Source organism: Micromonospora sp. IBHARD003 (assembly GCF_056106285.1).
The window spans coordinates 1838497-1857798 of record NZ_JBWBBX010000001.1; the positions used below are offsets into that span (position 1 = coordinate 1838497).

20 protein-coding genes and 1 riboswitch are annotated in these 19302 nt (G+C 72.4%); of the genes, 9 read left to right on the forward strand and 11 right to left on the reverse strand.

Going from position 1 to position 19302, the window contains the following annotated elements; all coding sequences use genetic code 11:
• Positions 1–81: 81 nt before the first annotated feature.
• From amaP to ACTWOL_RS08145, 5 genes are read right to left on the reverse strand one after another with little or no spacing between them, the layout of a single operon-like run.
• A complete protein-coding gene (amaP, locus tag ACTWOL_RS08125) occupies positions 82–666 on the reverse strand; it encodes an alkaline shock response membrane anchor protein AmaP (protein WP_474295868.1) in 585 nt (194 codons plus the stop codon).
• On the reverse strand, positions 663–1358 hold the full coding sequence (locus ACTWOL_RS08130) for a DUF6286 domain-containing protein (protein ID WP_474295870.1): 696 nt from the start codon (positions 1356–1358) through the stop codon (positions 663–665). The genes amaP and ACTWOL_RS08130 overlap by 4 nt, the downstream gene beginning before the upstream one ends.
• On the reverse strand, positions 1355–1726 hold the full coding sequence (locus tag ACTWOL_RS08135; RefSeq protein ID WP_474295872.1) for an Asp23/Gls24 family envelope stress response protein: 372 nt from the start codon (positions 1724–1726) through the stop codon (positions 1355–1357). The genes ACTWOL_RS08130 and ACTWOL_RS08135 overlap by 4 nt, the downstream gene beginning before the upstream one ends.
• Positions 1727–1732: 6 nt before the next feature.
• The gene (locus tag ACTWOL_RS08140) at positions 1733–1921 is read right to left on the reverse strand and encodes a hypothetical protein (protein ID WP_474295874.1); all 189 of its coding nucleotides are present in this window, start codon (positions 1919–1921) and stop codon (positions 1733–1735) included.
• Between the two features lie 25 nt (positions 1922–1946).
• Positions 1947–2414 carry an Asp23/Gls24 family envelope stress response protein gene (locus ACTWOL_RS08145; protein WP_474295876.1) on the reverse strand — a complete coding sequence of 156 codons (468 nt, stop codon included), beginning with the start codon at positions 2412–2414 and terminating at the stop codon, positions 1947–1949.
• Positions 2415–2532: 118 nt separating this feature from the next.
• Here ACTWOL_RS08145 and ACTWOL_RS08150 point away from each other — a divergent pair, with 118 nt between their 5' ends.
• On the forward strand, positions 2533–3414 hold the full coding sequence (locus ACTWOL_RS08150; RefSeq protein WP_474295878.1) for a hypothetical protein: 882 nt from the start codon (positions 2533–2535) through the stop codon (positions 3412–3414).
• A gap of 13 nt (positions 3415–3427) precedes the next feature.
• Here the strand turns inward: ACTWOL_RS08150 and ACTWOL_RS08155 are convergent, their stop codons facing one another.
• The 3 genes from ACTWOL_RS08155 to ACTWOL_RS08165 all read right to left on the reverse strand — a co-directional run bounded on the left by ACTWOL_RS08155 (position 3428) and on the right by ACTWOL_RS08165 (position 6642).
• Positions 3428–4228, reverse strand: a complete 801-nt coding sequence (locus tag ACTWOL_RS08155; RefSeq protein WP_474295879.1) for an enoyl-CoA hydratase/isomerase family protein — start codon at positions 4226–4228, stop codon at positions 3428–3430.
• Between the two features lie 173 nt (positions 4229–4401).
• Positions 4402–4623 (reverse strand): helix-turn-helix domain-containing protein, encoded by a 222-nt coding sequence (locus ACTWOL_RS08160; RefSeq protein ID WP_006123601.1) that lies wholly within the window; start codon positions 4621–4623, stop codon positions 4402–4404.
• 420 nt (positions 4624–5043) lie between these two features.
• Positions 5044–6642: an ABC-F family ATP-binding cassette domain-containing protein gene (locus ACTWOL_RS08165; protein WP_474295882.1), complete on the reverse strand. Its 1599-nt coding sequence runs from the start codon at positions 6640–6642 to the stop codon at positions 5044–5046.
• A 265-nt stretch (positions 6643–6907) separates the two neighbouring features.
• On the opposite strand from ACTWOL_RS08165, the gene ypfJ reads away from it, so the two are divergent.
• Complete coding sequence (gene ypfJ, locus ACTWOL_RS08170) at positions 6908–7798, forward strand: KPN_02809 family neutral zinc metallopeptidase (RefSeq protein WP_474295884.1); 891 nt, start codon at positions 6908–6910, stop codon at positions 7796–7798.
• Between the two features lie 142 nt (positions 7799–7940).
• Entirely contained in the window at positions 7941–8345 is a 405-nt protein-coding gene (locus tag ACTWOL_RS08175; protein ID WP_474295886.1) for a VOC family protein, read from the forward strand.
• Between the two features lie 20 nt (positions 8346–8365).
• Here ACTWOL_RS08175 and ACTWOL_RS08180 read toward each other — a convergent pair whose 3' ends face one another.
• From ACTWOL_RS08180 to ACTWOL_RS08190, 3 genes are all read right to left on the reverse strand, one after another.
• Positions 8366–9901, reverse strand: coding sequence for a hypothetical protein (locus ACTWOL_RS08180; RefSeq protein ID WP_474295888.1), 1536 nt, complete (start codon positions 9899–9901; stop codon positions 8366–8368).
• 143 nt (positions 9902–10044) lie between these two features.
• Entirely contained in the window at positions 10045–11172 is a 1128-nt protein-coding gene (locus tag ACTWOL_RS08185) for an alpha/beta hydrolase (protein WP_474295890.1), read from the reverse strand.
• Between the two features lie 166 nt (positions 11173–11338).
• Entirely contained in the window at positions 11339–12025 is a 687-nt protein-coding gene (locus ACTWOL_RS08190; protein WP_474295892.1) for a class II aldolase/adducin family protein, read from the reverse strand.
• Positions 12026–12199: 174 nt separating this feature from the next.
• Between ACTWOL_RS08190 and ACTWOL_RS08195 the strand changes: the two genes are divergently transcribed.
• The 6 genes from ACTWOL_RS08195 (at position 12200) to cobO (ending at position 19296) form a co-directional block, all read left to right on the forward strand.
• Positions 12200–13444, forward strand: a complete 1245-nt coding sequence (locus tag ACTWOL_RS08195; protein ID WP_474295894.1) for an inorganic phosphate transporter — start codon at positions 12200–12202, stop codon at positions 13442–13444.
• Positions 13445–13485: 41 nt separating this feature from the next.
• Positions 13486–13707: a hypothetical protein gene (locus tag ACTWOL_RS08200; protein WP_338675767.1), complete on the forward strand. Its 222-nt coding sequence runs from the start codon at positions 13486–13488 to the stop codon at positions 13705–13707.
• Between the two features lie 133 nt (positions 13708–13840).
• Positions 13841–13989: riboswitch (cobalamin riboswitch) on the forward strand.
• Positions 13990–14020: 31 nt separating this feature from the next.
• Positions 14021–15001 (forward strand): cobalamin biosynthesis protein, encoded by a 981-nt coding sequence (locus tag ACTWOL_RS08205; protein ID WP_474295896.1) that lies wholly within the window; start codon positions 14021–14023, stop codon positions 14999–15001.
• A complete protein-coding gene (locus ACTWOL_RS08210) occupies positions 14998–16506 on the forward strand; it encodes a cobyric acid synthase (protein WP_474295898.1) in 1509 nt (502 codons plus the stop codon). Before ACTWOL_RS08205 ends, ACTWOL_RS08210 begins: the two co-directional genes overlap by 4 nt.
• Before the next feature lie 148 nt (positions 16507–16654).
• On the forward strand, positions 16655–18688 hold the full coding sequence (locus ACTWOL_RS08215) for a putative cobaltochelatase (protein ID WP_474295900.1): 2034 nt from the start codon (positions 16655–16657) through the stop codon (positions 18686–18688).
• A complete protein-coding gene (cobO, locus tag ACTWOL_RS08220; RefSeq protein ID WP_474295902.1) occupies positions 18688–19296 on the forward strand; it encodes a cob(I)yrinic acid a,c-diamide adenosyltransferase in 609 nt (202 codons plus the stop codon). Before ACTWOL_RS08215 ends, cobO begins: the two co-directional genes overlap by 1 nt.
• Positions 19297–19302 lie beyond the last annotated feature (6 nt).

Genomic DNA, 19302 nt, shown 5'->3' on the forward strand with positions numbered 1-19302 from the left:
CAGTGCCCCCGCCGGCTCGCATCCCGGAGCGGACGTCCGTGGATCCGGGTACCGGGGCGCCGCAGGCGGACGCCCGGGGCGTCACATCACCCGTCTCGCCCGGTGCTTCTCCGTGCGCAGACGGATCTCGGTGGGCAGAGCGGCCAGTCCCGCCGATTCCCGGGCATGGGTCAGGGCCTCGGCCGACAGACGGTGCAGGGTCTCGCCGGGGGACGCGTACGGTTCCAGCAGCAGGCGTACGCGGGCCGTGGGAGCCGTACGCCGGCCGTGCAGGGCGATCTGCGCGCGGGCCACGCCGTCCAGGTCCTCCGCCTCACCGGCGACCACGGATTCCAGGGTCCGCCCCCTGAGCAGGGCGCCCTCGCCGTCGCCGCTCTCGACCAGCACTTCGGACAGCCGCGATCGGCGGAACTGCGCCACCAGCCACCACACTCCGAGCAGCAGGACCACCGCGAGGGCCGCGATCACCACGGGCCACCACCCCTCGGCACGCCACCGCTGCCTGGTGCCTGCGGCGAGGAGTACGTCGTCCGGCCCCGACCAGGGCCACCACGACGGCACGCCGAGGCCGAGTCCGGCCGCGAGCACCCCTCCCCCGACGGCGAGCAGCACCAGCCCCACCAGCCCCAGCAGCACACGATTGACGATGTGGAGCACCCTGGTCATCCCCTCCTGGCGGGCCGGCGGACGTGGACGGACAGCGAGGGGGGATGCACGAGGCCGAGTTCCCGGATGCCCGTGGCGAGCACCGTGTCCAGGTCGTTCCTCACCTCGTCGAGTTCACGGAAGTGGGACACCGCCCGCACCCCGACCCGGGTCCGCCGCATCCTTACCCGTACGGACTGCACTCCCGAGACCTCCATCGCACGGTCGCGCAGCACCAGCGCCGCCGCGTCCCGGTCGAGTCCTGCCCGTAGATCGGCGTCGTCCGCCGGCCGGCGCATCGGCAGCAGCCCCCGCAGCCCGGGGGTCACAGCGATCACGATCAGACACAGCCCGAGTGCGGTGGCGGCACCGGCGCCCACCAGCACCCAGGTGTCGTCGAGCGGCTGCCGGTCCAGCTGGTCCGCGAGCGAGCGGCGCCACGCCATGCCCGTCCGTTCGGCCCGTACGGCGACGACGTCGTACAGGAGCAGGGCCACTCCGGCGGTCAGCACGGCGGCGACGAGTGCAGCCGGAATCCGCCGTTTGGACCAGAAGCGCCCGCGACCGCCTCCGCCGTGCGCCGCGGCGGGCCGGTAGGCGGCGGCGGACGCCGACTGGTCCATGGCCGGGACCGCTCGGGCCTCTTCCTCCGGTCCGGGTTCGTCCGCGGGTCCGGCTTCGTCCCGTCCGGACGCCGGCGCCGGTTCCGTCATCGCAGCCTCCCCCGGGCCGCCCCGTGCGTATGGACGGAGTGCAGACGTTCGATCTGTACGGCGACCTCGGGCACGTTCATCCCCGCCAGGGTCTCCACCCGCTCGGCCACATGGCGGCGCACCGCGCCGCACTGGGCGCCGAGGTCGGACGGGTACTCGAGCTCGAGGCTGATGCGGACACGGGCATGGTCGTGGTGCACCGTGACCGTGGCGTGCGGGACCGAACCGCCCGCGGGAACGTGGTCGAGTGCCTCACGCGCCGCACGTGCCGCGATCTTGGCGACGACCCGGTCGGCGATCGTCGTCTCGCCCCGGCCGGCCGCCTCGATCCGCTGCGGCGGCAAGGACGGAGTCGAGTCCACGGCCACTTCGGATCACCTCCGGTCGCCGCGCTCGCGGCCCCGGAAGAAGGCGCCCGGTTCGAGGTCGCCCTCCAGGAAACGGCCGACCACGAACCCGACCGCACCGAGCGCGGCCACCAGGAGAAAGGCGCTGAAGCCGCCGAAGTACCCGGCGAAACCGAGCGCCATGCCGGCCAGCAGGCCGACCACCGCCATGCTCATTCGTGAGCTCCTCTCGTGAGCTCCACTACTGGATCCTCGGTTCCGGCTCTTCGTCTTCCTCGTCCGGCAGCTTCACATCGCTGACGGCGATGTTGACCTCGACGACCTCGAGGCCGGTCATGCGTTCGACCGCGGAGACAACGTTCTCGCGGACGGCACGGGCCACATCGCCGATCGACACCCCGTAGTCGACGACGATCTCCAGGTCGAGGGCCGTCTGGACCTCGCCCACCTCGGCCTTCACCCCACGGGTGGCGCCGGAGCGCCCGCCGGCGCCCGGCACCCGGTCACGTACGGCGCCGAAGGTGCGGGAGATCCCGCTGCCCATCGCGTGGACCCCGATCACATCCCGGGCGGCGAGTCCGGCGATCTTCTCGACAACGCCGTCGGCGATGGTCGTACGGCCCCGCGTGCCCGGATCGCCGGTGCCCCGCTTGGTCGGCCCGGTGGCCCCGGTCGGTTCTTTTCTGACATTGACGTCGGTGTCGGTCATCGCCCTACGTCCCTTTCCGGGAGGTGGTGAACTCCTGACTCCGCTGTCCACACTAAGTGTGCTTGCCCGGTCTCGCGCCGGGGATGCGACAGGCTGGGGCAATGACAGGGGCTGAACGATGACGACGGCTGGTGGATGGGCCGGTTCGGTACGGGCCCGGCCGGGTCCGGGGAAGCTGCTTCCGCTCGGTGGCCCGGCGGACGGGGCCTGGCTGACGGAACGCGCGGCGCTGAAGGTACTGCGCGCTGCGGCGTCCGGCGTACGCGGTGTCGCACCCGGTCGTCTGCGGATCTCGATGGACGGCCCGGAACCGGCAGGCCCGGAAGCGGCCGGAGCCCCGGCGGTTCCGCCCCCGCCGGCCGCTCTGCCGCCGGGGCCCCTGCGTATCGATGCGGAATTCGCGGCGGGGCCCCGCGAGCCGATCCCCGTCCTCGCCCAGCGGCTGCGCACCGCGCTCTTCACGCTGGCGTGCGAGCGCCTTGACCTCGCGGTCACCGAGGTGGATCTGCGGGTGACCGCGCTGCTGGACGACGAGCCGGCGACGACAGCGACAACGACGGCCGGGGAACGGGATCCGGGGACGGACGAGGGCCGGGAAACGGACCGGGGAAAGCCGGAAGAGAGCCGGGAGGCGGGTCAGGGCCCGAAAGCGGACCAGGCCGGGGAAGCAGTCGCCCGCCGCCCGGCGGGACGGTCCGCCGCGTCCGGCTCTCCGTGCGGCTCGTCCCCACACGTGGAGGAGGTGGGCACCGCGGCATCCGCCGCCGCCGGCGTCGCGCGTCTCACCGACACGCTGGGAGTGCCGGTCCGCATCGACACGAGGTCCGTACGGATCTCATGCGCGACGGCTCCCGGCCACCGCCCACTGGCGGTGGCCCTGGCCGTGCGCGAGGCGGTCACCGCGGTGTTGCCGTCACCGCTCCCGGTGACGGTCCTGATCACGGATGTACCGCTCATGCCGTCGTCGGCGCCGGTCACGACCGCGCCCGACGACGCATGAGTCCCGGGTCCGGTCAGTCGGCGAGGCCCGCGAGGTCCCGCAGACGCCGTGCCTGAGCCGCACGCTCGGCCTTGCGCTGCTCCTCGTAGCTCCGCTCCTGGGCGCCGCGCAGCAGGGCCTTGGTCTCGATCACGGCATCGCGCGGTGCGGCGAGCAACGCGGCCGCGAGGTCACCCGCGGCTGCGTCGAGTTCCCCGGCGGGCACGACCAGGTTGGCGAGGCCGATCCGCTCGGCCTCGTCGGCCAGGACGAAGCGCCCCGTCGCACAGATCTCGAGCGCGCGGGCGTAGCCCACCAGCGAGACGAGCGGGTGGGTCCCGGTGAGATCGGGCACGAGACCCAGGCTGGTCTCACGCATGGCGAACTGCACGTCCTGCGTGGCGATCCGGAGATCGCAGGCGAGGGCGAGCTGGAACCCGGCACCGATCGCATGTCCCTGCACCGCCGCGATCGACACGATGTCACTACGGCGCCACCAGGTGAACGCCTCCTGGTACTCGGCGATGACCGCATCGAGCTCGTCGTCGGAGCCGCGTGCGAGGTCGATGAACGACGGCTCTCCGTCGAAGCCCTCGGGAGTGAAGGCCTGTCGATCGAGCCCCGCGGAGAAGGACATGCCCTCTCCGCGCAGCACGACGACCCGCACATGGCCCGGCAGCGACCGCCCGGCCTCGACCAACGCCCGCCAGAGAGCGGGAGATTGGGCGTTGCGCTTTGCCGGGTTGGTGAGAGTCACCGTGGCCACCGCGTCATCGACGGTGAGCCGTACGCCGTCCTTGTCGAGCACAGAGTCCAGCGAGTCGAGCGAAGTCATGGGGCGCCTCCGGTTCCGGTGCAGTCAGTGCAGCGACAGACTAAGTGACTGCACAGTAACCACCCCGTCGACCCTGCGGCCGAGCGGGTGGCCGGCACCGGAACCGTCCGGCCCGGACAACGCTTCGGCGGCTGTCGCGCGACGCAAGGCCGACGCGGCTGCCGTGCACGCGGTCAGGCCGAGGCGGCCTTCTTGCCCCGCGTCGCTCCGCCGCGTCCCCGCAGCGTGACTCCGGACTCACTGAGCATCCGGTGCACGAATCCGTAGGAGCGGCCGGTCTCTTCGGCCAGCGCCCGGATGCTCGCACCGGAGTCGTACTTCTTCTTCAGGTCTGCCGCGAGCTTGTCGCGCGCGGCGCCGGTCACCCGGCTGCCCTTCTTCAGAGTCTCGGCCACCCGTGCCTCCTCATGGGAAGTGCGCTCTGGACTTCTCATGATCACCCCTCGCGGGCTTCATGGCCACCCATTCGACAAGGTCCCTGCTACGAGCTTGGACGGCCGTGCACTCCCGGTCACGACCGGAATGACAGATTCCGGTCGTGACTGCCGAGACGTTTCGGCGACCTGCGTCAGGAAGTTCCAGGTCAGGAGCCTGCGGCCGGAGCGGAGGGATTCCGGGGGCCCCGTCCGCGCATGCCGGATCGCCGCGCCGGGCTGCCACGCCGGAGTACGAGACGTTCTCACTCAGATGAAGGATCACCGCTGAGCCGAATGATCCATACGGAGTGGATCAGGGTCCTCCGGGTGGACGACCCGGCACGTCGTGGAAGATCACGTCGCGGAAGGTCGGGCCTCGGAGGGTCAGGCCGTGGAAGGTCAGGCGAGCGCCACGAGGTCCGCGTAGTCGGCGCCCCACAGGTCCTCGACCCCGTCCGGCAGCAGGATGATCCGCTCCGGCTGCAGCGCCTCGACGGCCCCCTCGTCATGCGTGACCAGCACGACCGCGCCCTTGTAGGTGCGCAGCGCGCCCAGGATCTCCTCGCGGCTGGCCGGGTCGAGGTTGTTGGTCGGCTCGTCGAGCAGCAGCACATTGGCCGAGGAAACCACCAGCGTGGCCAGGGCGAGCCGGGTCTTCTCACCGCCGGACAGCACCCGGGCCGGCTTGTCGACGTCGTCGCCGGAGAACAGGAAGGATCCGAGCACCTTGCGGACCTCGACCAGGTCGAGATCCGGTGCGGCGGAGCGCATGTTCTCCAGGACCGTGCGGTCGGGGTCGAGCGTCTCGTGCTCCTGCGCGTAGTAGCCCAGCTTGAGGCCGTGCCCCTCGACGACCTGGCCGGTGTCGGGCGTCTCGACCCCGCCGAGGAGGCGCAGCAGGGTGGTCTTCCCCGCGCCGTTGAGGCCGAGGATCACGACGCGGGAGCCCTTGTCGATGGCGAGATCCACATCGGTGAAGATTTCGAGGGAGCCGTAGGACTTGGACAGGCTCTCCGCCATCAGGGGGGTCTTGCCGCACGCCGCGGGTTCGGGGAAGCGCAGCTTGGCGACCTTGTCGGAGATCCGGACCTCCTCGAGTCCGGCCAGCAGACGCTCGGCGCGCCGCGCCATGTTCTGCGCCGCGACGGTCTTGGTGGCCTTGGCGCGCATCTTGTCGGCCTGGGCGTTGAGCGCGGCGGCCTTCTTCTCCGCGTTCTGCCGCTCCCGCTTGCGGCGCTTCTCGTCGGCCTCGCGCTGCTGCTGGTAGAGCTTCCAGCCCATGTTGTAGATGTCGATCGCCGAGCGGTTGGCATCGAGGTAGAAGACCTTGTTGACGACGGTCTCGACGAGGTCGACATCGTGGGAGATGACGACGAAGCCGCCACGGTAGGTCTTCAGGTAGTCACGCAGCCAGACGATCGAGTCGGCGTCGAGGTGGTTGGTCGGCTCGTCGAGCAGCAGGGTGTCCGCGTCCGAGAAGAGGATGCGGGCGAGCTCGACCCGGCGGCGCTGACCGCCCGAGAGCGTGTGAAGGGGCTGGCCCAGCACACGGTCGGGGAGGTTGAGCGCGGCGGCGATGGTGGCGGCCTCGGACTCGGCGGAGTAACCGCCCTTGGTCAGGAACTCGGTCTCCTGGCGCTCGTACTGCTTCAGGGCCTTGTCGCGGGTCGTGCCCTTTCCGGTGGCGATGCGCTGCTCGTTCTCGCGCATCTTGCGGATCAGGGCGTCGAGGCCGCGGGCGGAAAGGATGCGGTCGCGGGCGAGGACGTCGAGGTCACCCGTGCGCGGGTCCTGCGGGAGGTAGCCGACCTCGCCGGAGCGGGCGATCTGACCTGCGGCGGGGGTGCCTTCACCCGCGAGGCACTTGGTGAGAGTGGTCTTGCCTGCTCCGTTGCGGCCGACGAGGCCGATGCGGTCGCCCTTGGCGATACGGAAGGTGGCGGACTCGATGAGGACACGGGCGCCGGCGCGCAGCTCGATGCCGGAAGCGGTGATCACGGAAATACTCCAGAACGGGACGGACGGCGGAGGGACGACAGGGCGTGCGGCAGCTACGACGCCGTCTAATCCACAAGGAGAATTGCCATAGCGGCCAGTCTACCGGGCACCTGCAACCGGATTTCTGTGGCGCTCCCCACGGCCGGGGCGGCCCGGGCCGGCCGCGTGATGCGCCGGTGACAGTGGGGCGGACGGGCGGCGACAGGGCCGCGGACGGCCGTGCACAAAAGGGGCGGGCCGTACCGTACTGATCGATACTCGGCTCATGCAGTTCGACGACGACGCCGATCTGGACACCTCGGAGGTCCAGGATGTGCGGGGCAGACGGTTGCCGGGCGGGAGGGCAACGGTCGGCGGCGGCATCGTCGGCTTCATCGCGCTGGTCCTCGGGCTGATCTTCGGAGTGGGCCCCGAACAGCTCGGGCTCACCGAGACCGACCCCGGCACCCGGCCGGCGGCGTCGACCGCGGCCGAGGTCGGCCAGACCTGCCGCAAGGGCTCGGACGCCAACGTCCGCGAGGACTGCCGGATCGTCGCTGTGGTCAACAGCGTGCAGGACTTCTGGCGCGCCGAGTACGCACGGCGGGGCGGACGGTACGGGGACGCGCCGACGGTGATGTTCACCGACCGGGTCGGCACCGCGTGCGGCGGGGCCACGTCGGCGGTCGGGCCGTTCTACTGCCCGGGCGACCGCAAGGTCTATCTGGACCTCAGCTTCTTCGACGACCTGCGGACCAGGTTCGGGGCGTCCGGCGGGCCGTTCGCTCAGGCCTATGTCGTCGCCCACGAGTACGGCCACCACATCCAGAACCAGATGGGCACCCTGGCCCTGACCCAGGACGGCCGTCCGGGCGCCGGGAGCAACGCGGTCCGAGTGGAGCTGCAGGCGGACTGCTACGCCGGGGTGTGGGCGCACCACGCCACGACCACGCCGGACGAGAAGACCGGGAGGCCGGTGCTGACCCGGCTGACGGACGACGACATCAGGGACGGACTGGACGCGGCGGCGGCGGTCGGCGACGACCGTATCCAGGAGGCGCTGCAGGGCCGGGTCACTCCGGAGACCTGGACGCACGGTTCCGCGGCCCAGCGTCAGCAGTGGTTCTTCACCGGCTACCGCACCGGCGACATGGGCGCGTGCAACACCTTCCGCTGACGGTGCCTCCGTTCGTTCTACTAGGGCGCCCCCGGCACCGCCTTCGTCCTGCCCCCGGATTGCCGGGCGTTGTCAGTGCCCCCTGCCAGACTGAGATCCGGATCACACCCCTGTGGTCGAGCGTGGAGGAGGAGTGATCGAGATGGCAGAGGCACCGAGCATCTGTCCGACGCTGCTGTACGCGGACGCCAAGGCCGCGGTCAAGCAGCTCACCGAGGCCTTCGGCTTCACCGAGCACGCCGTGTACGAGGGCGGGAACGGCAAGGTCGTCCACGCCGAACTGTCCTACGGGAACGGGATGGTGATGCTGGGCAGCAAGGGCACGGGCAGCGAGTTCGACAAGCTGATGGAGGGTGGCGGCCCGGTCGGTGTCTATGTCCGGGTCGACGACGTCGACGCGCACCACCGCAGGGCGGCGGAGCACGGGGCGGACATCGTGATGGAGCCCACCGACCAGGACTACGGCTCCCGGGACTACATGGTGCGTGATCTGGAGGGCAACATCTGGAGCTTCGGGACGTACCGGCCGGGGGCCTCCGCGGAATAGACCCCCGTCCGGCGCCGGCGTCAGGCGCCCCCGGTGTGGACCTGGAACGCGGCCCGGCGAAGGGCCTTGGCCAGGGCGGGGTCCGGGTGGGCGGCCGCGAGGGCGACCAGGACCTGCACGGTGCGGGGGTGGCCGACCTCCCTGACCTCGTCCAGCAGTGCGGGGACGGTGCCCTGGACGGCCGAGTCGAGGTGGCGGACCAGCAGCGCGGTCTCACCGTGGTCGGCGACGACGGCCGCGGTGTCCACCCACAGCCAGGTCGCCTCCTCGCGGGTGAGCAGCTCGGCGGCGTCCTCGGGGTCCGCGCCCTCGTACTCGGCGAGCCAGAGCAGGGCGTAGGGCCGCAGGGACGGCTCTTCGGCCGCGGCACGCACCCCGGCCTCGGCGGGGGCGCCGACGACCCGGAGCGCCTCGAAGGCGAGGCCGCGCAGCAGCGCGTCCTCACCGCGGGCCGCGGCGAGCAGTTCGGACACGGCGCTGGAGACGGTGCGTGCGGCCAGCCAGGCGCGGTACTCGTCGCGGGCGGGGCCGGGGCTGAGCCGGGCACAGCCGCGGAGCATGTCCTCGGCCGGGTGCTCGATATGGCCCGCGGGGCTCTGGGCCGCGACGCAGATCTGCTCGAGCTTGACCCAGACCGCCCAGTTGCCGAGCGGAGTGAGGGTGGCCTGGCCCGGGCCGAGGGTGAGTGCGCCGACCGCGGCGAGACCCTCCAGCGCCCAGTCGAGCAGGGCGGGCAGCAGTGCGTCGGAGACGGTCCGCGCCTCGGCGGCGCCGTGCCACCCGGCGACGGCCCGGTCACCGGCGAGGCCCTCGTCCACGGTTCCCGGACCTTCGGCAGCCGGGTCTTCGGTGGCCGGGGCCGCGCAGGCGCCGGCACGCTGGGGGTTCTCCGATGGCTCCGGTCCGCGAGGCGCCGGGAGGCCTGCGAGCGGGGACACCACGGCGTCGCGCCGGGGCCCGAGAGGCACTTCGCAGCGTTCCTCGCGGAGTTCCGCGACCCGCTGCTGGAGCAGATCGAGCAGGGTGGAGACCGGCACCGGGCCCGCGGAGAGCTGAAGGAGCGTAAGTACCTGGGGGACCGCTTCGACGACCTCGGCGACAGCCGCAGGGGCGACGCCCTCGGGCGCCGGATGGACGAGTGACCAGGCGTCGAGCAGGGCGACCCAGCCGCGCAGCACTGCGGTGTCGTCCCGGTCCCAGGCGTTCAGCCGCCAGCCGGGCCGGGCCGTGTCGCCGTGGAGTTCGACCAGACCGGCCAGCCGGGCGCGGTCCCAGTTCGCGTTCGCCTGGTCCGGTGTCAGCTCCAGCGCCCGGGCGACCCGTTCGCGTGCGGCGGGGACGGCCGCGTCGGGGGCTGCCGCCGCCCAGCGGGCGATACGGACGGCGCCGGCGAGGACCTCGCGGGCCTGGCGGGCCAGTTCCGCGGGTGGCGGGGTGCCCTCGGGAGGGCGCGGAGCGGGGCGCGTACGCCGGTTCGACACGGCGCGCCGGGCCGTGACGGTGGGACGGGGGCGGACGAGGCGGAGTCTGGAGTCGCGCACGTTACGGGACGTCACGGGGAGCAGTCTTCCCGCTGTCGGCCCGAAAGCCCAATCGGAATCGTGGATCTCGCCGCGAAGCCGGGCCGCGCAGCGCGTTCCCGCTCCGGCGGCACGGCTTTCCGCCCTGGTCAACGGGGTCGCGGCCAGTGGGCCACGGGTCAGATCAGCGGCGTCAGGAAGCGGCGCAGCGCTTCCTCGTATCGGGCCGGGTCCACGTTCCACATCGCCGCGTGCGGAGCGTTCTCGACGGTGTGGAGACTGACCAGGTCCGGCCGGCGTGCCGCGAGCTCCCGGGAGGGGCCCCAGGGAGCGATGCGGTCGTCGGGTCCGTGGAAGACCAGCACGGGCACCCGCAGGCCGTCGGGGGCGGCGGCCTCCTGCAGCCGGTCACCGTGCAGTCCGGTGCGCCCCTGGGCGGCGCGTACCGCGAGCGGCAGCAGTACGGAGGGGGTGTGGCGGGCCGTGGCGAGGGCGCGCAGAGTGGCTTCCCAGTCGAGCACCGGGGAGTCCAGGACGAGCCCCGCGATCCGGTCCCGTACGGCCGAGTTGGCGGCGGCGTGCAGGGCCATCGCGGCGCCGACGGACCAGCCGTGGACGACCACGCGCTCGGCGCCGCTGCGGACCGCGTACCGGACGGCCGCGTCGAGGTCGCGCCACTCGGAGTCGCCGAGATGGCAGAGGCCGTCCGGGGAGTGGGGTGCGCCGGGGTCACCGCGGTAGGCGATGGACAGCACCGGCACACGCCGGCCGGCCAGGAAGGGCATCAGGTTGAGGGTCTGCTCGCGGGTGCTTCCCAGGCCGTGCACGGCGATGATCCAGGTCGTGCGGGGCCCCGGGACGTACCAGGCCGGGAGCGTGCCCAGCTCGCCGGGGATCTCCACGTCCTCGTAGTCGATCCCGAGGGCACTGCCGGGCGTCCCGCTGTGCAGCTGCGGGGTGAAGCGCACCTTGGTGCCGATGTCGAGACCGCCGTGGGACACGCTCTCCAGACGGCGGACCACGGTGTCGGCCTCGTGGGGGATATCCTCGAGGACCGCGCCGACGACCGCGTGGACACCGAGGCCGACGAGTCCGTACATACCGGGGCGGAGCGAGACGAGGCTGCGGGTGAGCGTGATACGGCCCGGACCCGTGGCGTGCACGGTGAGCCGGGGCTCGCCGGGCAGGGGACGGTCGGGCGTTGCCTTGAGTGCCGCATCGCTCGCGTACCGGCCGGCGGCGAGCGTCGCCGCGCCGAGACCGAGCAGGGTGGTGACGGTCGCTGCCGTCGCAGTAGCCGGGCGCACCGTTCCAGTGTCGGCAGGTCCCTGCCGGACTGCCAGTGGACGGGGGCACCACGGGTGACGGACCCACGACGTCACGCTTGTGCGCTCGTCGGCGCACTTGGCGGCTACGGGCAGCCGCGCCGACCCCGCTCGGGCAACGGCCGCCGGGGCCGGGGCCCTGCCGGGGTCAGCGCGGCTGCCCGTAGCCGCGGAGCCTGACGCGCACGTCGTCGACCTGGGCGGGCGAGAGCAGGGAGGGCTCCCGGCCGGGCACGGAGCTCGCGGCGAGCCAGACCCGGCACATCCACTCCAGCTGGGCCGTGCGGTCGTACGCCTGGTCGAGCGTGGCGCCATGGGTGACGGTTCCGTGGTTCCGGAGCAGACACCCCGTGCGGTTCCGGAGGGCGTCGAGGACATGGTCCGCGAGTTCCTGGCTGCCGTAGGGCGCGTACGGGGCGACACGGACGGGTCCGCCGAGGGCCGCCGCCATGTAGTGGATCAACGGCAGCTCGGTCACCAGCGTCGATACGGCGGTGGCATGCACCGCGTGGGTGTGCACGATGGCGGCCGCGTCCGTTCCGCGGTAGATCGCGAGGTGCATCGGCAGTTCGCTGGTGGGGGCCAGGTCGCCCAGCAGCCGGCTCCCGTCGAGATCCACGCCGAGGACGTCGTGGGGCCCGAGGCGTTCGTAGGGGACGCCGGTGGGTGTGACCAGGACGAGATCGCCCTCGTCGGTGGCGAGCCGTACGGAGACGTTGCCCGAGGTCCCGACCACGAGTCCGTCCGCCACGGTCCTGCGGGCGGTGGCCACGAGGTCCGCCCAGGCCTCCGCGATCGCGTTCTGCCGACGTGCGTTCCGCTGCTGCCCGCTCATGGGGATGATCATCTCAGCAGCCGGGCCCGAAGCACGACACCCGGCTCTTCCCCTCCCCAAGCGGAATGACCATACTCGTGTGGAGTCACTCCTGAGCCGCGTCGAGTTCACCTTCCGTTCACTCAGGTTGCTTACGTTCAACCAGCCACTGACATCCAATAGAAGCCTGGGTACATGGAAAACATCACGCTTCTCCTCGGGATCGTGATCATTACCGCTCTCGTGTTCGATTTCACGAACGGTTTCCACGACACAGCCAACGCGATGGCGACGACCATCTCGACCGGCGCACTCAGACCGAAGACGGCGGTGGCCATGTCCGCCGCGCTGAATCTCGTCGGCGCCTTCCTGTCCATCGAGGTCGCCAAGACGATCTCCGGCGGACTCATCAAGGAAGAGGGCATCCGCACCGAAGTGATCTTCGCGGCGCTCGTCGGCGCCATTCTGTGGAACCTCGTCACCTGGCTGCTCGGCCTGCCGTCCAGTTCGTCGCACGCCCTCTTCGGCGGTCTCATCGGCGCTGCCGTGATGTCCGCCGGGTTCTCGGCCGTGAACGGCGGGACGATCGTCACCAAGGTCCTGATCCCGGCCGTCGCCGCGCCGGTCGTCGCCGGACTGGCCGCGTTCCTCGCCACGAGGCTGACGTACAGGATCGGCAACGGGGCGGACGGCAAGGCCACGGCCGCCACATCGAAGGGGTACCGGGCGGGCCAGATCGCCTCCGCCGGTCTCGTCTCCCTCGCGCACGGCACGAACGACGCGCAGAAGACCATGGGCGTCATCACCCTGGCCCTGGTCACCGGCGGTGTCCTCGTCCCCGGCTCGAACCCCCCGATGTGGGTCATCGTCTCGGCCGGTCTGGCGATCGCCCTGGGCACCTACCTCGGTGGCTGGCGCATCATCCGCACCATGGGCAAGGGGCTGACCGACCTCCGGCCGCAGCAGGGCTTCGCCGCCCAGACCAGCGCCGCGACGGTCATCCTGGCCTCGTCCAACCTGGGCTTCTCGCTCTCCACCACCCAGTCCTGCTCCGGCGCGGTGATGGGTGCGGGTCTCGGCCGCAAGGGCGGTGTGGTCCGCTGGTCCACCGCCACCCGGATGTTCGTCGCCTGGGGTCTCACCCTGCCGGCCGCCGGTCTGGTGGGCGCCGCCGCCGAGTTCCTGACCAGCCAGGGCGCCTGGGGCACCGGCGCCGTCGCCGTCCTGCTCGTCTCGGGCTCGGCTGCGATCTGGGGTCTGTCGCGGCGCAAGCCGGTCGACCACACGAACGTGACCGACGACGAGATCGGTGAGGGCCCGGGTGTGGTCACCACCGCGATCGCGGCCGTGACCCCGCCGCCCACCGCGGCCGCGGAGCTGAAGGCCACCATCCCCGCTCCCGCGGGTGAGAACGCTCCCGCACCCACCGCCACGGTCTGACGGTCCAACGCTTTCACGGTCTAAGGAAGAAACGAATCAGCATGAAGATCGACTGGGCAGCTCTGGGCTCCGTCTTCGGCGTGAGCCTCGTCGTGACCGTCGCCCTGGTGGGCCTGTTCACCCTGGGCATCGCGGGTCTCTCCAAGCAGGAGGCCGCGGCCGCTCAGGGAGGTTCGGCCGGACTGGCCCGTACCGGCGCCTACGCGTGCTTCGCCCTGTGCGCGGCGGCCGTGGCGTACGGGATCTATCTGATCGTCGCCTGACGGTCCGCGGATACGACGGCGGGAGCCGGACACCCCTTCGGGAGTGTCCGGCTCCCGCTCTGCGTTCGCCGCTCCCGCGCCGGGTGTGGGACTGCGCACACTGTCCCGTCGCAGGTCAGAGGCGAGTTGACGGGTGTTCGCGGCCCATGGTGGACTTCCGGGGCCACTTACGGCGGCAGAAGAGGAAGCCGGTGCGAATCCGGCGCGGTCCCGCCACTGTCACGGGTGCACCCTTCACCGGGGCGCCCGGAGCCAGGAACTCTCTCCCGCCGGTCACGTCGAGCCAGGGCGCGGACCCTGAGTGAGGACGAACATGCCTGCCGAGCCGCGGGTGGTGGGGGGACTGCTCCCTGCCCTCACGTTCGCGTACGGGGCCACCGCCGGGCTCGCCGGTGACCTGGTACTCGGCGACCCCCGCCGAGGACATCCGGTCGCCGCGTTCGGCCGCGCCGCCGGCGCCGTCGAGCGACGACTCTGGCGCGACCACCGCGGTTGGGGCGCCCTGCACACCGTGGTGTGCGCCGGGGGCGCGATCGCCGCCGGGGCGCTGGCCGCCGCTTCCGTACGCCGTTCCCGAACCGCATCCCTCGCCCTGACCGCCGCGGCCACCTGGGCCGTCGTCGGCGGCACCACGCTCGGCCGGGAAGCCCGGGCGATCGGCGGGGCACTCTCGGCCGGCGATATCGAGGCCGCCCGGGAGCGGCTGCCCCATCTGTGCGGCCGCGATCCACAGGCGCTGGACGGCCCCGGAATCGCGCGCGCCGTCGTCGAGTCGGTCGCCGAGAACACCTCGGACGCGGTGGTCGGCGCGCTGGTGTGGGGTGCCGTCGCCGGAGTCCCCGGCCTGGTGGGCTTCCGTGCCGTGAACACCCTGGACGCCATGGTGGGCCACAAATCCGTCCGCTACCGGCGCTACGGCTGGGCGTCGGCCCGGCTCGACGACCTCGCGGGCTGGCCCGGCGCCCGGCTCACCGCGGGCCTCGCGGTGCTGGTCGGCGGCGATCCCCGTGGGGCGGCCCGGGCCTGGCGTACGGACGCCGCGAAGCACCCGAGCCCCAACGCGGGCCCGGTGGAGGCATCGTTCGCGGGGGCCCTCGGGGTACGTCTCGGGGGAACGCTCTCGTACGGCGGGCGCGTCGAGCACCGGCCCGTCCTCAACGGGACGGGCCGCGCCGTCGCGGTGGGGGATGTCGAGCGTGCGGTGCGGCTGTCGCGCCGCGTGGGCGTGCTGGCGCTCGCGGTCTGCGCGGGCGCACGGATCGCCGTCGGGGCGATGAGGGGGAGGCGGAAGTGAACGGCGGAGGACTGCTGGTCGCCGGTACCACGTCGGACGCGGGCAAGAGCGTCGTCACGGCGGGGATCTGCCGGTGGCTGGTGCGCCAGGGTGTGAAGGTCGCCCCCTTCAAGGGGCAGAACATGTCGCTCAACTCCTTCGTCACCCGCGAGGGCGCCGAGATCGGCCGGGCGCAGGCCATGCAGGCGCAGGCGGCGCGGGTGGAGCCTTCGGCGCTCATGAACCCGGTGCTGCTCAAACCGGGCAGCGACCGCTCGAGCCAGGTCGTGCTGATGGGCAAGCCGGTGGGCGAGCTGAGCGCGCGCGGCTACCACGGAGGCAGACAGCAGGCGCTGTTCGAGCCGGTCGTGGAGTGCCTGGAGAAGCTGCGGAGCACCTACGACGCCGTCATCTGCGAGGGCGCGGGCAGCCCCGCCGAGATCAATCTGCGCCGCACCGACATCGTGAACATGGGCATCGCGCGGGCCGCGCGCCTTCCCGTCGTGGTGGTCGGGGACATCGACCGGGGCGGGGTCTTCGCCCAGTTCTTCGGCACGACCGCGCTGCTGGCCCCGGAGGACCAGGAACTGGTCGCGGGCTATCTGGTCAACAAGTTCCGCGGCGATGTGACGCTGCTGGAGCCGGGTCTGGAGATGCTGTACGGGCTGACCGGGCGGCGGACGTTCGGGGTGCTGCCGTACGCGCACGGACTCGGCATCGACGAGGAGGACGGACTGCGGGTCTCGCTGCGGGGCACCGTGCGCGAGTCCGTCGTCGCCCCGCCGGTGGGCGAGGACGTGCTGCGGGTCGCGGTCTGCGCCGTGCCGCTGATGTCCAACTTCACCGATGTGGACGCGCTGGCCGCCGAACCGGGCGTGGTGGTGCGCTTCGTGGACCGCCCCGAGGAACTGACCGACGCCGACCTGGTGGTGCTGCCCGGCACCCGCGGCACGGTGAAGGCGCTCGACTGGCTGCGCGAGCGCGGGCTCGCGGACGCGATCGCCCGGCGGGCCGCCGACGGCAGGCCGGTACTGGGCATCTGTGGCGGTTTCCAGGCTCTGGGCGACCGCATCGAGGACGACGTGGAGTCACGCGCGGGCAAGGTCGGGGGCCTCGGGCTGCTGCCCGTGCGGGTGCGGTTCGCGCGCGAGAAGACCCTGGCCCGGCCGGTGGGCGAGGCGCTCGGCGAGCGGGTCGAGGGCTATGAGATCCACCATGGCGTCGCCGAAGTACTGGGTGGAGAGCCCTTTCTGGACGGCTGCCGGGTCGGGGCCGTCTGGGGCACCCACTGGCACGGCTCGCTGGAGAGCGACGGCTTCCGGCGGGCCTTCCTCCGGGAGGTGGCCGCGGCTGCCGGGCGCCGGTTCGTCCCGGCGCCGGACACCCGCTTCGGTCTGCTGCGCGAGGAGCAACTCGACCGTCTCGGCGATCTGATCGAGGAGCACGCCGACACCGCGGCCCTGCTCGAGCTGATCGAGCGCGGCGCGCCCGCGGGTCTGCCCTTCGTCCCTCCGGGTGCCCCATGAGGCGGGGATTCCCGGCCCTGTCCGGGCGAAGGCGAACGAACGCATCCATGTGCCGACCAGGTCCTGTCCGGGCGATCTTCGAGGACCGGAGAAGATCGCCCGGACAGGACCCGGGCGCGAACCGTAAGGAACGGGAGGACCGGAACGTATGAGTGGTGCTGTGCACTACCCCTTCACCGCGATCGTCGGCATGGACGATCTGCGGCTGGGACTGCTGCTGAACGCGGTTTCGCCCGCGGTCGGAGGCGTCCTCGTACGCGGCGAGAAGGGCACCGCCAAGTCGACCGCCGTGCGCGCCCTCGCGGCACTGATGCCGGATGTGGAGGTCGTCGCCGGCTGCCGCTTCTCCTGCGCTCCCGGCGCCCCGGATCCGGGGTGCCCGGACGGGCCCCACGAGGAGGCGCCCGGCACGGCCCGCCCCACCCGGATGGTGGAACTGCCCGTCGGCGCCTCGGAGGACCGGCTGGTGGGGGCGCTCGACATCGAGCGCGCCCTCGCCGAAGGCGTCAAGGCCTTCGAGCCGGGTCTGCTCGCGGACGCGCACCGGGGCGTGCTCTACGTCGACGAGGTCAATCTCCTCCACGACCATCTGGTGGACCTGCTGCTGGACGCGGCAGCGATGGGCGCCTCGTACGTGGAGCGCGAAGGCGTCTCCGTACGGCACGCCGCCCGCTTCCTCCTCGTCGGGACGATGAACCCCGAAGAGGGCGAGCTGCGGCCGCAGTTGCTCGACCGCTTCGGGCTGACGGTGGAGGTGGCCGCGTCGCGGGAGCCGGAGCAGCGGGTGGAGGTGGTGCGGCGCAGACTGGCGTACGACGACGATCCGGCCGGTTTCGCCGCACGGTGGGCGGGCGAGGAGGCGGCGCTGCGCGAGCGCATCGTGGCCGCGCGGACCCTGCTGCCGTCCGTCGTGCTCGGTGACGCGGCGCTGCGTAAGATCGCTGCGACCTGCGCGGCGTTCGAGGTGGACGGCATGCGCGCCGACATCGTCATGGCGCGGACCGCGACGGCTCTGGCGGCCTGGGCGGGGCGTACGGACGTACGGGAGGAAGACGTACGGCAGGCTGCCCTGCTGGCACTCCCCCACCGGCGCAGGCGCAATCCCTTCGACGCTCCGGGGCTCGACGAGGACAAGCTGGACGAGACGCTGGAGCAGTTCGGCGGGGACGACGAGCCGGAGCCCGACCCGGATCCGGACGGCGGTCCCGGTGGCGGTATTCCGCCGCAGGGTCAGGGGCCCGAGGCTCCGCAGCCCGCGGACGACTCCGAGGCGCCCGAACCGTCCGCCGCGCCGCCCGTCCCGGGTGCCGGCGGCGGCGAGCAGCCTGCCGTGGCGGCGGCCGAGCCGTTCCGTACGAAGATGCTGAGCGTGCCCGGGCTCGGTGACGGCGCGGCCGGCCGGCGCTCCCGCGCCCGTACCGAGCACGGCCGGACCACCGGGGCCCGGCGGCCCCGGGGCACGCTGACCAAACTCCATCTGGCGGCCACCGTACAGGCCGCGGCCCCGCATCAGCGGGCGCGCGGGCGCACCGGCGCGGGCCTCGTCGTACGGCGTGACGATCTGCGGCAGGCCGCCCGAGAGGGCCGCGAGGGCAACCTCGTGCTGTTCGTCGTGGACGCGTCCGGGTCGATGGCAGCCCGCCGGAGGATGAGCGCGGTCAAGGGCGCGGTGCTGTCCCTGCTGCTCGACGCGTACCAACGGCGGGACAAGGTGGGCCTGGTGACCTTCCGCGGCCGGGCCGCGGAGCTGGCGCTGCCGCCGACGTCCTCGGTCGACGCGGCCGCGGCACGCCTGGAGCAGTTGCCGACGGGCGGGCGTACGCCGCTCGCAGCAGGCCTGCTCAAGGCGCACGACGTGCTGCGGGTCGAGCGGTTGCGCGACCCTTCGCGCCGCCCGCTGCTGGTCGTGGTCACGGACGGCCGAGCCACCGGCGCGCGCGGTGAGGACGCGGTCGGGCTGGCCTCGCGGGCCGCTCGGCTGCATGCCGCCGAGGGCACGGCGGGTGTGGTGGTGGACTGTGAGACGGGTCCGGTGCGGCTGGGTCTCGCCGGCCGGCTGGCGGGTGAACTCGGCGGCACCGCCGTCACTCTGGACGAGCTGCGGGCGGACAGCATCGCCGGACTGGTCAGGGACGTACGGGCGGGGACGGGAACCCCGGGAAGCAACAGGAGGGCAGCGTAATGCCGCAGGGACAGCCGAGTGTCGTGCCGGACGACGGTCTCACCACCCGTCAGCGCCGCAACCGCCCACTGGTGATGGTGCACACGGGCGTCGGCAAGGGGAAGTCGACCGCGGCCTTCGGGATGGCGCTGCGGGCCTGGAACCAGGGCTGGCCCGTCGGGGTGTTCCAGTTCGTCAAGTCGGCGAAGTGGAAGGTCGGCGAGGAGAACGCGCTCAAGGCGCTCGGCGCGACCGGCGAGGGCGGCACCGTCGAGTGGCACAAGATGGGTGAGGGCTGGTCCTGGATCCAGCGCCCGCCGGGCGAGGGCGAGCCGTCCCACGAGGACAAGGCGCGTGAGGGCTGGGAGCAGGTCAAGCGTGACCTCGCAGCGGAGAAGTACACGTTCTACGTCCTCGACGAGTTCGCGTATCTGCTGCACTGGGGCTGGATCGACACGGCCGAGGTGATCGAGGTGCTGAAGGAGCGGCCCGGCACCCAGCATGTGGTGATCACCGGCCGCAACGCCCCGCAGGAGCTGCAGGACTTCGCCGACCTCGTCACCGACATGTCCAAGGTCAAGCATCCGATGGACGCGGGCCAGAAGGGCCAGCGGGGCATCGAGTGGTAGCACGCC

Excerpts from the sequence above, each read along its gene's own strand:
- amaP (WP_474295868.1), bottom strand. The coding sequence starts at position 666 with ATGACCAGGGTGCTCCACATCGTCAATCGTGTGCTGCTGGGGCTGGTG.
- ACTWOL_RS08130 (WP_474295870.1), bottom strand. The coding sequence starts at position 1,358 with ATGACGGAACCGGCGCCGGCGTCCGGACGGGACGAAGCCGGACCCGCG.
- ACTWOL_RS08140 (WP_474295874.1), bottom strand. The coding sequence starts at position 1,921 with ATGAGCATGGCGGTGGTCGGCCTGCTGGCCGGCATGGCGCTCGGTTTC.
- ACTWOL_RS08145 (WP_474295876.1), bottom strand. The coding sequence starts at position 2,414 with ATGACCGACACCGACGTCAATGTCAGAAAAGAACCGACCGGGGCCACC.
- ACTWOL_RS08150 (WP_474295878.1), top strand. The coding sequence starts at position 2,533 with ATGACGACGGCTGGTGGATGGGCCGGTTCGGTACGGGCCCGGCCGGGT.
- ACTWOL_RS08155 (WP_474295879.1), bottom strand. The coding sequence starts at position 4,228 with ATGACTTCGCTCGACTCGCTGGACTCTGTGCTCGACAAGGACGGCGTA.
- ypfJ (WP_474295884.1), top strand. The coding sequence starts at position 6,908 with ATGCAGTTCGACGACGACGCCGATCTGGACACCTCGGAGGTCCAGGAT.
- ACTWOL_RS08175 (WP_474295886.1), top strand. The coding sequence starts at position 7,941 with ATGGCAGAGGCACCGAGCATCTGTCCGACGCTGCTGTACGCGGACGCC.
- ACTWOL_RS08190 (WP_474295892.1), bottom strand. The coding sequence starts at position 12,025 with ATGAGCGGGCAGCAGCGGAACGCACGTCGGCAGAACGCGATCGCGGAG.
- ACTWOL_RS08195 (WP_474295894.1), top strand. The coding sequence starts at position 12,200 with ATGGAAAACATCACGCTTCTCCTCGGGATCGTGATCATTACCGCTCTC.
- ACTWOL_RS08200 (WP_338675767.1), top strand. The coding sequence starts at position 13,486 with ATGAAGATCGACTGGGCAGCTCTGGGCTCCGTCTTCGGCGTGAGCCTC.
- ACTWOL_RS08205 (WP_474295896.1), top strand. The coding sequence starts at position 14,021 with ATGCCTGCCGAGCCGCGGGTGGTGGGGGGACTGCTCCCTGCCCTCACG.
- ACTWOL_RS08215 (WP_474295900.1), top strand. The coding sequence starts at position 16,655 with ATGAGTGGTGCTGTGCACTACCCCTTCACCGCGATCGTCGGCATGGAC.
- cobO (WP_474295902.1), top strand. The coding sequence starts at position 18,688 with ATGCCGCAGGGACAGCCGAGTGTCGTGCCGGACGACGGTCTCACCACC.